The 13,189-nt window shown below is 49.9% G+C and carries 11 protein-coding genes; 3 read left to right on the plus strand and 8 right to left on the minus strand.

Features of this window, described 5'->3' with window-relative positions; all coding sequences use genetic code 11:
* Positions 1 to 128 precede the first annotated feature (128 nt).
* The 7 genes from murC to ACNFVB_RS11090 all read right to left on the minus strand — a co-directional run bounded on the left by murC (position 129) and on the right by ACNFVB_RS11090 (position 9,135).
* A complete protein-coding gene (gene murC, locus ACNFVB_RS11060; protein ID WP_430737535.1) occupies positions 129 to 1,568 on the minus strand; it encodes a UDP-N-acetylmuramate--L-alanine ligase in 1,440 nt (479 codons plus the stop codon).
* Between the two features lie 97 nt (positions 1,569 to 1,665).
* On the minus strand, positions 1,666 to 2,751 hold the full coding sequence (gene murG / locus ACNFVB_RS11065; RefSeq protein ID WP_334221335.1) for an undecaprenyldiphospho-muramoylpentapeptide beta-N-acetylglucosaminyltransferase: 1,086 nt from the start codon (positions 2,749 to 2,751) through the stop codon (positions 1,666 to 1,668).
* A 465-nt stretch (positions 2,752 to 3,216) separates the two neighbouring features.
* The gene (gene gshB / locus ACNFVB_RS11070; protein WP_430737536.1) at positions 3,217 to 4,188 is read right to left on the minus strand and encodes a glutathione synthase; all 972 of its coding nucleotides are present in this window, start codon (positions 4,186 to 4,188) and stop codon (positions 3,217 to 3,219) included.
* Between the two features lie 112 nt (positions 4,189 to 4,300).
* On the minus strand, positions 4,301 to 5,008 hold the full coding sequence (pyrE, locus tag ACNFVB_RS11075; protein WP_075100446.1) for an orotate phosphoribosyltransferase: 708 nt from the start codon (positions 5,006 to 5,008) through the stop codon (positions 4,301 to 4,303).
* 68 nt (positions 5,009 to 5,076) lie between these two features.
* On the minus strand, positions 5,077 to 6,081 hold the full coding sequence (locus ACNFVB_RS11080) for a hypothetical protein (RefSeq protein WP_430737537.1): 1,005 nt from the start codon (positions 6,079 to 6,081) through the stop codon (positions 5,077 to 5,079).
* A gap of 105 nt (positions 6,082 to 6,186) precedes the next feature.
* Positions 6,187 to 7,023, minus strand: coding sequence for an SDR family oxidoreductase (locus ACNFVB_RS11085; RefSeq protein WP_288996229.1), 837 nt, complete (start codon positions 7,021 to 7,023; stop codon positions 6,187 to 6,189).
* A 9-nt stretch (positions 7,024 to 7,032) separates the two neighbouring features.
* Positions 7,033 to 9,135 carry a DUF4105 domain-containing protein gene (locus ACNFVB_RS11090; protein WP_430737538.1) on the minus strand — a complete coding sequence of 701 codons (2,103 nt, stop codon included), beginning with the start codon at positions 9,133 to 9,135 and terminating at the stop codon, positions 7,033 to 7,035.
* A gap of 151 nt (positions 9,136 to 9,286) precedes the next feature.
* Between ACNFVB_RS11090 and ampD the strand changes: the two genes are divergently transcribed.
* From ampD to ACNFVB_RS11105, 3 genes are all read left to right on the plus strand, one after another.
* Positions 9,287 to 9,886 carry a 1,6-anhydro-N-acetylmuramyl-L-alanine amidase AmpD gene (gene ampD / locus ACNFVB_RS11095; protein WP_274632663.1) on the plus strand — a complete coding sequence of 200 codons (600 nt, stop codon included), beginning with the start codon at positions 9,287 to 9,289 and terminating at the stop codon, positions 9,884 to 9,886.
* Between the two features lie 147 nt (positions 9,887 to 10,033).
* Complete coding sequence (gene murJ / locus ACNFVB_RS11100; RefSeq protein WP_430737539.1) at positions 10,034 to 11,584, plus strand: murein biosynthesis integral membrane protein MurJ; 1,551 nt, start codon at positions 10,034 to 10,036, stop codon at positions 11,582 to 11,584.
* 109 nt (positions 11,585 to 11,693) lie between these two features.
* Positions 11,694 to 12,305, plus strand: a complete 612-nt coding sequence (locus tag ACNFVB_RS11105; RefSeq protein WP_430737540.1) for a hypothetical protein — start codon at positions 11,694 to 11,696, stop codon at positions 12,303 to 12,305.
* 9 nt (positions 12,306 to 12,314) lie between these two features.
* On the opposite strand, the gene ACNFVB_RS11110 is transcribed toward ACNFVB_RS11105, so the two are convergent.
* Positions 12,315 to 12,956 (minus strand): N-acetyltransferase family protein, encoded by a 642-nt coding sequence (locus ACNFVB_RS11110; protein WP_430737541.1) that lies wholly within the window; start codon positions 12,954 to 12,956, stop codon positions 12,315 to 12,317.
* Positions 12,957 to 13,189 lie beyond the last annotated feature (233 nt).

Below are 13,189 nucleotides of genomic sequence, written 5' to 3' on the forward strand. Positions count from 1 at the left end.
TCTGGGTTGATGATAATGGTTTTATCCTCAGTGATAGGCTCATCTTGTTTTAGCGTCTCTGCCAGTCTATCTAGAGTGTCTTGCTGAGTTTGTATCGTCATGAGGATAATTCCTAAAAGTCTTTTAGCTTACTGGATATAAAGGTTGTTTGCGGCCAAGTCGATAGCAATCTGCCCAACATTACCAGCGCCTTGGGTGATTAGCATGTCATTGGCCTTTAATAAACGCTGCATAGCAGGGGCCAGATTGTCCTTATCGATAATCGTCGGCTCGACCTCACCGCGCAGACGGATACTGCGTGCTAAGGATTTGGTATCAGCACCAGCAATCGGATTTTCGCCTGCAGAGTAAACCTCTAATAACAACAACTCATCGACGCTTGAGAGCACTTCGACAAACTCATCATAGCAGTCACGCGTGCGGGTATAACGGTGCGGCTGAAACAGCATCACCAAGCGGCGATCCGGAAAGCTTTGGCGCGCCGCTTTAATCGTCGCATCGACTTCTTTTGGATGATGACCATAGTCATCAATGAGTAACACATCACCCTCATCAACAGCCACAGCGGCGTGCTGCTCAAAGCGGCGACCAACGCCTTCAAACTTTTGCAAAGCGCGAGTAATCGCCTCGTCATCAACGCCTTCATCAGTCGCCATGGTGATAGCGGCCAGCGCATTGTAGACGTTATGGATGCCAGGGATGTTTAAGGTAAGATGCAGCGGCTCGCGGTCGCGGCGCAATACAGTGAAATGCGTCTTGGTGCCTTCACTCACCACATCGATCGCTTGCACATCATTGAAAGGCTCAAACCCAAAGGTCAATACTGGACGGCCAATATCGTCAATCATCGCATACAGCTCAGGATCATCACCGCAAACCACCGCCAAACCATAAAACGGCATGTTTTGTAAAAACTGAATATAAGCCGCTTTGAGCTTATCAAAGCTGTTTTCGTAAGTGTCCATATGGTCTTGATCGATATTGGTCACAATCGCTGCCATCGGATGCAAGGACAAAAACGACGCATCTGACTCATCGGCCTCGGCCACCAAATAACGACTGCTACCGAGCGCGGCGTTTTTGCCAGACGCATTGAGTTTACCGCCGATGACGTAGGTTGGGTCTAGCTGCGCCTCTGCCATCATTGTGGTCAATAAGCTGGTGGTGGTGGTCTTGCCATGTGCACCCGCAACCGCGATACCATGACGATAACGCATCAGCTCGCCCAACATATCAGCACGGCGCACCACAGGCAGGCGCGCTTCTAATGCTGCTTTGACCTCAGGGTTGCTCCGATCAATCGCGGAGGACACAACGATGACATCGGCGTTGGCGATGTTTTTAGAGTCATGCCCAATTGATATATCGATGCCTATCTGCTGTAAGCGGCGCGTCACCACACTGTCAGCAATATCAGAGCCGCTGACCTGATAGCCTTGATTGTTCATCACCTCTGCAATACCGCACATCCCCGAGCCGCCAACACCGACAAAATGCAGATGTTGAATACGGCGCATTTCTGGTATTTCGATCAAACGCTTGGGTAGAGATTTTTCAGAGGTAGACATAAGAGATTCTCTTGGTTAAAGGCAAATAAAATAGGGTGAGTCAAAATAACTGATTAAGACAATCAGCCTCAACGCCTGTCGCTGACAACGATAGAAACTATAACGTTTGCCAAATGATATCAGCAACCTGCTTGCTGGCATGGCGATTGGCAAGCGCGTGGCCTTTTTTGGCCATCTCCAAACACGTCGCGCGATCCAGTGCTGCCAGCTCTTGGCTCAGGCGCTGCGCGGTCAGCTCAGACTGCGGCAATAAAATCGCAGCACCGTGGTCAGTTAACGTGCGGGCATTGGCGGTTTGATGGTCATCCACCGCGTGTGGCAATGGCACAAAAATCGCCGCAATACCGACGTTTTGAATCTCAGTAACCGTCAAAGCGCCGGCACGGCATACAATGACATCTGCCCAATTATAGGCGGCAGCCATGTCATCGATAAAAGGCTGTACCACAAACGTGTGCTGGCTCAAATCCTCATGATCGTAGGCCGCTTGCGTCGTTTGTTCATTATTACGGCCGCATTGATGACGCACATCAAACGGCTGATCTAATAGCGCTAAAGCCTTGGGCACATTGGTGTTGAGCGCCTGTGCACCCAGCGATCCGCCTACTACTAATAGCTTTAGGGGCGTGCTGTCGTGGATATCATAACGCTCAGTAGGCTTTGTGACGCCCGTAATGGCGTTGCGCACAGGGTTGCCCACAGTCTCAAGCTTAGCATCCTGCTGGCTATTGGCAAACGTATCTTCAAACGCTTGTAGCACCTTGGTCGCCATCTTGGACAAATAGCGATTGCTCATACCAGCGATGGCGTTTTGCTCATGAATGATCAGTGGGGTTTTGGTCAAACGCGCTGCAATACCGCCAGGCGCAGTGACATAGCCTCCAAAACCCACCACCATATCGATCTGATTGCTACGAATCACTTTGATAGCCGCCATCGTTGCCGAGAGCAGGGTCACCGGCAGCTTTAAGAGACGGCCAACGCCCTTGCCACGCAGACCCTGCATATCGATTGCATGAAAGCGGTAGCCTGTCGGCTCGACCAAACGGTTTTCCATACCAGCGGGCGTGCCCAGCCAGTGAATCACCGCGCCGCGTTTGCTCAGCTCTTCACTAACGGCCAATGCCGGAAACACGTGACCACCCGTCCCAGCAGCCATCATTAGTATATGCGGTGTTTTCATGAACCCCTGCCTATCTTTTTTGTATTTATATGAAGCACTTATTGTCCTATCGTGGTCATGGCCCACCGTCCAAAACGAGCCGCCGAAAGCTGGCATAGTATAGTGTAAATTATGGGCTGATATATAGTACTTTATGCACAGTTCATAACAAAAATCCAAGCCATGAAAAATCACGGCTTGGGCGTTATTAGCATGTGCTTAGAGGCGCATTTTTCGGCCCCATCTTAGCACAAGGTTTTTTTCTCATTGTGCACATACTTTAGTAATAAATTACGCTATCGTTACTGCTTTGTTTAGGGTGTGCCCTCAATTCAATCGATAGCCATCTAAATGGGCTAAAAATGGCCAAATTTTGCCAACCATCGTCAAATAGCTGGCTAATATCTCGATATTATCTGCACTATTTTCCTTGTTTGGCGGCAATTTATCTCATTTTTATCGCCATTTTTAAAATGAGGATACGCCCTAATGAGCGCTCTTGCGCTCGATTGCGATAATCAAATCTGTAGCAATATCGGTGCCACACTGGTCATCAATCTCGCGTACACAAGTCGGACTGGTAACGTTAATCTCTGTGATACGGCCGCCGATCAAATCAAGCCCGACAAACATAAGACCTTTTTCTTTGACAATGGGCGCGACGACCTCTGCCACTTGACGCTCTATATCGGTGAGCGGCATCGCCACCCCACTACCACCGGCCGCAAGATTGCCACGCGTTTCACCTTTGACTGGAATACGTGCCAAGCTATAATCGACCACCACTCCATCGACGATAAGCACACGCTTATCGCCCTCGGCGATCTCAGGTAAGTAGCGCTGCGCCATGATCGGCAAGGTCTCAAGCTCGGTTAAAACCTCTAACGTCACCCCGATATTTGGGCTGTCAGCGGTCAGGCGAAAAATACCGTTGCCACCCATGCCGTCTAAGGGTTTGACGATGACGTCTTGTTGCTCGGCGATAAACTGGCGAATGTGTGCCTGTTTGCTGGTCACAATCGTCGGACTCATATAGTCGCTAAACCAAGTGGCAAACAGCTTTTCATTACAGTCGCGAATCGCTTGTGGGTCATTGACCACCAATACGCCTGCTGCCTTGGCATGATCTAGCATATAAGTGGCATAAATGAAGCGCATGTCAAACGGTGGATCTTTACGCATCAAAACCACATCATAATCACTGATCGCGCCTGTGGCCTTGTCGCCCAAGCTATAAAAATCTGCCGGATCACGTTTGACGGTCACAGGCTGGGTATCGGCCATCAACTGACCGCGATCCAGCCACAGATCATGAATCTGACAATAGCCAAGCGTATGACCACGGTCTTGAGCCGCCCACGTCATCGCCAAGCTGGTGTCCTTTTTATAATTGACCTGCTCGATAGGGTCCATGATGACCAGTATGTGTAAGGATTTTTTTTGATTTTCTTGGCTCATAATAATACTCATTTATATTAGATGGTTTCGGCGTGCTGATATATAACTGATATATAGCCGATATGTACACTAGCAATCACAGAGCAGCAGCCACTATAACGATAATGACCAACTATACACCGTACTGGGCGCGGTAATGCTGCATTTTTGCAAGTTGGGTGGCGTCTTTGTACTGGCCGTTTGCCGCTGCCAAATAGCTGATCAGATCGTCGATATCGACCAATGCTCGTACTGGTACGTTTAGCGTCGCGGCCAGCTCTTGGATAGCAGAGTGCTCACCTTGGCCTTTTTCTTTTCGATCAAGCGCCACGATAATACCTGCCACGCTGGCGCCCGCTTGCTCGAGTATCTCGACCACTTCACGCATCGCTGTGCCAGCCGTAATCACATCATCGAGCACCCAGACCGCCTTACCGCTGACATCTGCACCCACCAAGTTACCGCCCTCGCCATGTGTTTTGGCTTCTTTGCGGTTATAGCCCCATTTGGCGTTGATACCGTGATGCTGCCACAACGCTTGCGCGGTGGCAGCAACAAAGGGAATGCCTTTATAAGCTGCACCAAAGATGACCAGCTCTTGCATGTCCGCCTCGTCACTTTTGGTCATTTGTGCCGCCAAAGCATCTGCATAGCCGCGTGCCAGCAGAGACAACATCTCACCTGTCGCCAGCAAGCCTGCATTAAAAAAATAGGGGCTGATACGACCAGACTTTAGGACAAACTCGCCAAACTTAAGCACTTGGTTATCAAGCGCCAGCTGAATAAATTGATGAGAAGAGAAAGAGGCGGTTTGGGCGTCAGCAGTTGCGGCATTTAGCATGAGATATTCCTATTGGCAAAAAAAGGCAAAAAAAGGCAAAAAAGTGGCGTTATTGTACGCATTATTGATCAGCTTGACCAACCGTTGATGGCATAATCCTGCATATTGGGATAACGCATCAATAAGCCATTACGCGATGAGAGGTTAAAGTAACAGTGACCGTCATGGCTGACTTGTATGTCCCAGCCCAAATAGTAGGCGGCGACCACGATATGCCCTGCAAATACTCGAATTTGCCGATAAACATGGCGCTGCGCAGGCTCACAGATCACCTGACTGAGCAAATAGCTGCGTACGTACTGGCACACTTGCGCCGCACTATAGCGGTGATTGATGCTTTTACGCGTCTGGCACTGCTTTAACGCATGAACCGCCGCGCTGCACGCCATGATGTCAGTGGCCAAGCTGCCTTCACCCGTTTCAAACTGCTGCGGCTGCAAGATTACCTGCCAGTCATCAGCATAGGCATCGCTTAGTAACTCGTCAGGATTATAGCGTTTGATAAGGGCGTACAGGGAGGCGGTAGAGGCTTTGGTCTTCTCAGGCGAGCCTGCGCTTGTTTGGTGAGTTTTTACCGAGCGATCAGCAGGCGCAAAACCATAACGATGGAGCGCTGGATACGCGCGCATGGCCTGATGGATATCGGCCATATCCAACAATATCATGTCACCGAGCGGCGATAGTAGCGGCTGTTCGCTGTGGTTTTGATAAAAGCTGTCAGGCAGCTCGACAAGCTTTGCTGCCTGTAATAGCGCCAAATGCTCAGCCAACGCCTCAGAGGCAATCAGCGCCCATTTTGATAAACTGCTTGTACAAGGCTGATAGAACCGTTTAGAGTTGCCGTAAAGCCGGCGCAGCTGACCGTTTAGCCGCCGCGCTGGCTCTGGAATATCACTCAGCGGCCGTGCAGGATCGAGCGGCGCTTGGCTTGGATCAAAATTAGGGTGCACGATGGCAGGCTGCTGACTATCAGGCAACGTAGAGGAGCGCTCAGCATTGCCTTCTGCCAGCATGTCGCTTGCTGCGTGCTTTGCAGTAGATAAGCGGCTCTCAGAAGTAGAAGGCTGGGTCATGAAATCTCCATCAATGATAAAAAATGATAAGCGCGAAATAAGTACCAGCTGTGCTGTATCGGTTTTAAAATAACTGAACGATAGGGTTGACGATAGATGGCTATTTTACGCTTGATGGCGCAAAATATCACGGTAACCTACTTGCCAGTCAGGATAGTCAAGCCACGCTAATGGTATATTGCTGTGCAGACGCTTGCCCGTGACAGCGGTTTTTTCGTCCGCTATCGCTGGCGGTGCTTCTCCCACTTGCGCACTGAGCCAAACACCAAGCTCCAAGGTGGTGACTGGCGCATAATCCGTCGCAATATAAAGCGGCTTTGGCGCAGCAATGGTCAAGACATTGACGATGATATTGACCAAATCGCTATCCATAATACGATTGCTCCAGTGGGCAGCGGCGACGGGCTTTTTTTGCGGATCGCGGGCTTGACGCAGGCGCATCAGACGCTCGCGCCCATAGATACCACTCGGGCGAATAACAATGGCGCGATCACCAAAGCCTTGCTGCAGTACCTTTTCTGCTTGCAAGATAATTTGCGAGGCTTCGCGCTCAGGCAGGGTCGGCACCGTCTCTTCGTCTATCCACTCGCCGCCATCCTGCCCATAAACGCCCGTTGACGAAATAAACACAACGCGCGTCAGATGTGGTAGTTGCTCGGCCAGCGCGGCTACATGCTGAGCAATCGCCAAATAGCTGTTTTGATAACCGCTAGCTGAATAGTCATCCGGCGTGACGATAATCGCCAAATGGGTAAAGTCTTGTAGCTCATCAGCGCGCAAGCGCAAGGCATCTGCTTGCATAAAGCTTGCTTGATCATTTAAATCATAGTGCTCGCGGGTGCGGCGAGCAAGACCGGTGACTGACAAACCGTCTTGCGCCAGTTTATTGGCCACGGGCAGTCCGATGTCGCCTTGTCCGATAATCAGTAGGTGCATACTCATTTTATATCCTTAAAAATAGCGTCGGTATGACAGCTGTATATCGTCATTGGCATCGATACGCTCCTGCCACTCATAGCTGACATTGATGCGCACTGCTTGATTTTTATCGATATCGTACTGTAGGCCGACGCTTGAGATTGGCTGCCAATAATGACTGCGAGCGTCTGGATCGTCACTGCTGCCATGATACCAATATGGCAATTGTAATTGGGCCTGCGCGCGTAACTGATTGTTAATCTGATAGTCACAGCCTGTATTGACCCCGGCACCGATACGAAAGCCTTTATGGATGCCGCGCCCTGCTTGCCCCTTCCCTGACAATAGGGCGTAGCATAGCTGCGGCGGCATCTCACCGCTGCCAGCTTTTGGGCTGCCGAGCGCCCACGACCAGCCCGTCTCATAGCCGGCGCTACCGACCAAGTGATCACGCCCTGATGGTTGCGAGCCATCATTTACGCGGGTCGCCTCGACACTGGCGCCCCAGGTTTTGCCTTGCTTGGCGGTATTGACAGGATTAAAAGAGCGACCTCGTAGTATTGTAAAATTCTCTAACACCACACGATCTGGCTCATGGTCTTTACTATTGTCTGTCTCATAAAAACGCACGGTCGCAGCCAGTGCCTCTAGATTAAAAAACTGAGGGAATCCTGAAGCACGATCCAAGGTATCATGGAATCCCAAACGCAACCCCACATCAAGGTAGCCATTATCACCGCGCTGACCTGCGCCAATCTGAGCCACTTGTAATGGATGTCTATCGATTGGGTTGTTGTCCGAGGCAATAATGCCATGATCTATGATGGTCTTTTTATCGCCAGCTGAGATACTCGATGCCACATTGCGCGCGGCTGATTGAATATTACTCGCGTCATCATTGGTGAGGTTTTGATAGTCCAGTGCGGCCGCCTTGGCGTTATTTAGCTCGGCTTGACGCACGGTACTGTCAGATGGGGTATAGCGGGCATCTGCCAATAAAGACTCCTCATCAAGCAGCTTGACCACATCGGAGGGGATGACCACATAAGGCAGCTGGCTGAGCAAATCCTGCTCGGGGCGCACCACATCGATCAGACGCAGAATCTCAGAGGCGCAGTTATCCGTGGTAAAATAATAAGGAATCTCTAAATCCTTAGTTTCCCACACATGCAGGATGATTTGCTGCACCTCTGCGGGTGTCAAATCCAACTGATACGTCCACGCGTCACGCTCATCGTCTTTGAGATATTTGGCCAGCTTTTCGGGATAAGGGTCGATCTCAATTCTATTATTATAACCGCCGCTGGTGGCTTTAATGGCATAAACAGCGAACGCATCGTCAGGGTCGCCATCGACGGTGTCATTGAGGGCGTAAGCATGGTGAATCTGACTGGGGTCAGCAGCGCTGATTGGTGAGTCGATACGTAGCAGGGTATGGGCGAACGCGGAGATTGGATTGTCCAAGTACTCCTCAGCAAACATAATGGATAGCTGCTCGGGGTTTAGCATCGCCATCCACTCTGTCAGCTCAGGGCAGTCCGCTTGCAAGCTTGAGCTATCAATGCCTAGCCTCTGAGTGAGCCAGTGTGTGCGCGCAGGAAACCGGCAAATAGCTGACTGTGCATCGCTGCTGGGTTTGGACTCAGGCGGTGCGACCATCTGCTCGGCCAAGGCCACTAGCAGCGCATCCAGCTCAGCGCCAGCGTCGTGCTGGCCGTCAGTGCTGAGAAAAAACGCAGGACTATCAATAAGGCTTTTGGACGCGTTTTTATTAAAGAGTGATTTTTTATCATCCAAAAAATACAACAATCGCCGCCAAGTGGTATGCTCAGCCAGACTGTTCGCTTGCACCTGCTGACGCCAGGTGGCTAATAATTGCTCGGCTTCGCTATTTTGACTAGGCAAGGTGCCATCAGTCTGCGGCGTTAGGCTCTGGCTAATATCAGCCGTGATGGTTGGCCCAGCCGCCAGCTCACCCGTCATCACCAAGGACGCAGGCGTCGGCAGCACAGCCTGCACTTGCGCTGAGAGTAGTAGCGCTGCCACTGCAAAAGGCAAACGTGCACGCACGCAGCACGCTCGCAGGCGAGTAGCGCTTGAGGTACAATTTACAGAAAAAATCGGCTTTGTAGACATGAGGAAACTCTCGCCCGTTATCATATGAATCATATGAGTGAATATAAATCTAAATAACAACTAAACATGCTAACCACCATCATCGATGCCATACATCTGACATCTGCGCTCAACCTATTTATAACGAAAACGACAATATAAAGAGAACATTATGCCCAGCTCAACCATCCCATCATCCATGACTATCGATGATGGCCTACTATCGGCCGCCACTTGGCTTGCATCACCCAATTTTAATAAGCGACCTGAGCACACCACGATTGATACCATTGTCATTCACAATATCAGTCTACCGCCCAACGAGTTTGGCGCATGCGGCTCTGATGGTGTGCATTATGTCAAAGCACTATTTACCAATCAGTTGGACTGGGACGCCCATCCATATTTTCAGACGATCAAAGGCGCTGAAGTGTCAGCGCACCTGTTCATAGAACGTGATGGCGCAATTACGCAGTTTGTCAACTTCAATGAACGTGCGTGGCATGCTGGCAGATCCAGCTACCTTGGGCGACCTGAGTGTAATGATTATAGCATCGGCATCGAGCTTGAAGGGTCTGATTTTGTGTCCTTTACCGCCGCGCAATACCACACGCTTGCAGCCGTCGTCGCGGCTATATATAGCGCCTACCCCAACACCCGCCGTCACCTCACTGGACACAGCGACATCGCCCCTGGACGCAAGACCGATCCAGGCGAGTTCTTTGAATGGGCGCGGCTGCGTGAGCTTATTGCTCACCAAATGGCAGGATAGCTGCTGCTGGCTGGTAGCATTTCCACAGTCACTCCATTTATCTCGATAACGAAAGTGCTATAATTTGTCAGTTTTTTGACACCCACCACTCAGTAACTGCTTATCAGCAGCCCCTTATCAGTAAACAACATAGCAAAACAGGTTCTTATGGCAAAAAGTCGGTTATTTCGCTCTACGATGGTCGTCAGTAGCATGACCATGCTGTCTCGTATTTTAGGCTTGGTACGTGATGTGGTGTTATTGGGCGTGTTTGGCGCAGGTGGCCTGATGGATGCCTTTTTGGTCGCTTTTAAGATTCCAAACTTTTTGCGGCGTCTGTTTGCCGAAGGCGCCTTTAGCCAAGCATTCGTCCCTGTGCTGTCTGAGTATAAAGAAAAATATAGCCTACAGCAGGTACAAATTTTGGTCAGTCGTACCTCAGGGGCACTGCTACTAGTGCTGTCCATGCTGACGGTGCTGGTGATTTTAATTGCGCCGTGGGTGGTGACACTGTTTGCCCCAGGGTTTGCTGAACAACCCGACAAATTTGCCATCACCGCTGAGCTGCTGCGCCTGACTTTTCCGTATTTGCTGTTTATCTCTATGACCGCCTTTGCCAGCGGTATCCTACAAAGCTATGGCCGCTTTGCCGCACCAGCCTTCGCCCCCGTGTTATTAAACTTATGCATGATTGGTGGCGCGCTGATTTTCGCGCCGATGTTTGATACACCGATCATGGCGCTCGGCTATGCAGTGGCTATCGCAGGATTGCTACAGTTTTTGATACAGCTGCCGCAGCTTTGGCAACAAAAGCTGCTGGTCGCGCCCAAGGTTGACTTCAACCATGAAGGCGTCAGACGTATTCTAAAGCTGATGCTACCGGCTATCTTTGGTGTCTCGGTCACCCAGATTAATCTGTTGCTCAATACCGTCTTTGCCTCATTGATGATAGGCGGCTCAGTCTCTTGGCTCTATGCAGCCGAGCGCATGAGCGAGCTACCGCTTGGGCTCATCGGGGTGGCGATTGGGACGGTTATTTTGCCCAGCTTATCAAAGAGCGAAGCGCAAAAAGACGATGTCAGCTTTAAAAAGACCATCGACTGGGCGGCTCGTCTGATTATTTTGGTGGGCGTGCCAGCGTCGGCGGCGTTATTTATCTTAGCCGATGTGCTCATGCAGGCGCTGTTTTTGCGCGGAGAGTTTACTTTGCGCGACTCACAGATGAGCGCGCTGGCGCTGCGTAGTATGGCGGGCGGTATTTTAGGCTTTATGCTGATTAAGATTTTTGCGCCTGCGTTTTTTGCGCGGCAAGACACCAAAACCCCAGTAAAAATCGGTATTATCTCTGTCTTTGCCAATATGATTTTTAGCGTGGTTTTTATCGGTATTTTTTACTTTTTAGAGATGCCGCTACATGGCGGATTGGCCTTAGCCACCACAGGTGCCGCTTTTGTCAACGCCGGCTTGTTGTATTACTTCTTATATCAGCGTGAGATTTTTCGCTTTGGCAGTCATTGGAAAAAACTGTTTGCTCAGTTTGCGATTGCTACAAGTGCCATGATTGCCGCTCTGTACGTCATGCTGCCTTATTTTCCAACCGATGAGGCGCAGTGGCAGCGTATCATTGCTCTGCTCGTCATGTGTGCGGTGGGCGCAGCGGTCTATGGTGTGGCTTTATTGGCCACAGGCTTTCGTCCGCGCCAGCTCAAACATGGCTAAACGACGCCTTTACCAAACCAAAACAAGCCTTATATGAGAAATGATAGTGCGTGATGCGGATAGTTGTGATAATTGACGTTTAAGGAATACATAAATTTTGAGGGTCAATATGACAACGAAACAATCCACCTTACTACGCTTACCGACCTTACTCACTGCTGGCGTTCTAAGCACCGGCTTATTTGTGAGTGGTTGTGGCAATAATGATAATGTAGATACCACAGCTATTGAAGATAACGCAGCTGTTGCCAAAACCTCTGAGGATGACCTAACGACTTCGGTAGAGACAGTCGATAGCGACAATGACGTAAAGAACGAGCAGATAGCGGCCAATACTGAAGATAAAACTGCTATCGATAGTGATAATGTTAATCCTGTCACCGCCTCTGCCAAGCAAAAAAGCTTGGTCACTAATCCCACCCAAGCAGGCACGCCAGAAGATACGGTAAAAAAAGCGCTAGATAGCTTATATTATGGTGATGCCAAAAAATCCGCCTCATATTATGAAGTGGATATGGCAAACTTTGAAGAAGAGCTGGCCAACACGCAGTCAGCGTTTCAACAAACAGTCGATGGCGTCACCATTACGGATACCAAGTATAGTGATGATAAAACGCGTGCCACCATCACAGGCGAGCTGATGCTAAAAGGCCAAAGTGAACCTGCACCACTGACTTATGAGCTGCAAAAGATAGATGGTCAGTGGAAAATTTTGGGTTAAGTTTTTCGCTTATTTGTTTGAAGTGCCATCCGACGTCACGGCTTTGCCAAGCATCACAACATCCGCGATAAATCCCTGCATATCACATACCTTTGGCATATAGCCCCACTGCTCAAAGCCAAGCTTACCAAACAGTCCTAAGCTTGGCTGATTGTGCGCAAAGATTAGCGCGACGACATTATGAATACCAAGACTTGGTGCTTGCGTCAGCATCCAGCGTGTCAGCAAACTGCCTAGACCCTTTGCTTGATAGTCTTGATGCAAATAGATACTCATCTCTGTGCTGATATGATAAGCCATACGCGCATATAAGTCGCTAAAGCTGCCCCACGCCACGATTGGTACTGTTTTTTGATTGGTTTGCACCGCTTGCACTGTTTGATCTGTATCCTCGCTCGCTTGCTCCATCGATTGCGCCCTAGCTCTAACGACATAAATAGGCCGCGTCGGACTGTTTATGTGCTCGGTAAACCACGCGGCACGCTCTTCACAGGTCACGGGTGTTAGCTGCGCTGTGGCTTGTTTGCCAGCGATACTTTGATTGTAAATCGCCACAACCTCGGGCAAGTCCTCTGCTCTAGCATGCTGTACCGACCATACATCATTGAGACGGTAAGACAGGGCCAAAGCAGGTAAAGAAGTAGCAGTCATAGAATGTCCATAGCTAAAAAGCGATACGGGGTATTTGGGGAAATAATACTCACCATCTAGGCCATCATCAACAGACAGTAAAGCCGCGATAACGCAGATCAGCAAACGCGTTTTTTACGATGCAGCCATCGCTGACACAAATCGTTTGATACAGGTATTATCCATAGACCATAAGATGTTAGTATGGCTATTTTACTTTATAATGGCTGGTTTTAGACACCTCAATGTTTTAT

Source organism: Psychrobacter sp. VH5 (genome assembly GCF_050572635.1).
Classification (GTDB): Bacteria; Pseudomonadota; Gammaproteobacteria; order Pseudomonadales; family Moraxellaceae; genus Psychrobacter; species Psychrobacter celer.

Bases quoted from the DNA above. Each gene is read 5' to 3' on its own strand.
- murC (WP_430737535.1), bottom strand. From the start codon at position 1,568: ATGTCTACCTCTGAAAAATCTCTACCCAAGCGTTTGATCGAAATACCA.
- murG (WP_334221335.1), bottom strand. From the start codon at position 2,751: ATGAAAACACCGCATATACTAATGATGGCTGCTGGGACGGGTGGTCAC.
- gshB (WP_430737536.1), bottom strand. From the start codon at position 4,188: ATGAGCCAAGAAAATCAAAAAAAATCCTTACACATACTGGTCATCATG.
- pyrE (WP_075100446.1), bottom strand. From the start codon at position 5,008: ATGCTAAATGCCGCAACTGCTGACGCCCAAACCGCCTCTTTCTCTTCT.
- ACNFVB_RS11080 (WP_430737537.1), bottom strand. From the start codon at position 6,081: ATGACCCAGCCTTCTACTTCTGAGAGCCGCTTATCTACTGCAAAGCAC.
- ACNFVB_RS11085 (WP_288996229.1), bottom strand. From the start codon at position 7,023: ATGAGTATGCACCTACTGATTATCGGACAAGGCGACATCGGACTGCCC.
- ACNFVB_RS11090 (WP_430737538.1), bottom strand. From the start codon at position 9,135: ATGTCTACAAAGCCGATTTTTTCTGTAAATTGTACCTCAAGCGCTACT.
- ampD (WP_274632663.1), top strand. From the start codon at position 9,287: ATGCCCAGCTCAACCATCCCATCATCCATGACTATCGATGATGGCCTA.
- murJ (WP_430737539.1), top strand. From the start codon at position 10,034: ATGGCAAAAAGTCGGTTATTTCGCTCTACGATGGTCGTCAGTAGCATG.
- ACNFVB_RS11105 (WP_430737540.1), top strand. From the start codon at position 11,694: ATGACAACGAAACAATCCACCTTACTACGCTTACCGACCTTACTCACT.
- ACNFVB_RS11110 (WP_430737541.1), bottom strand. From the start codon at position 12,956: ATGACTGCTACTTCTTTACCTGCTTTGGCCCTGTCTTACCGTCTCAAT.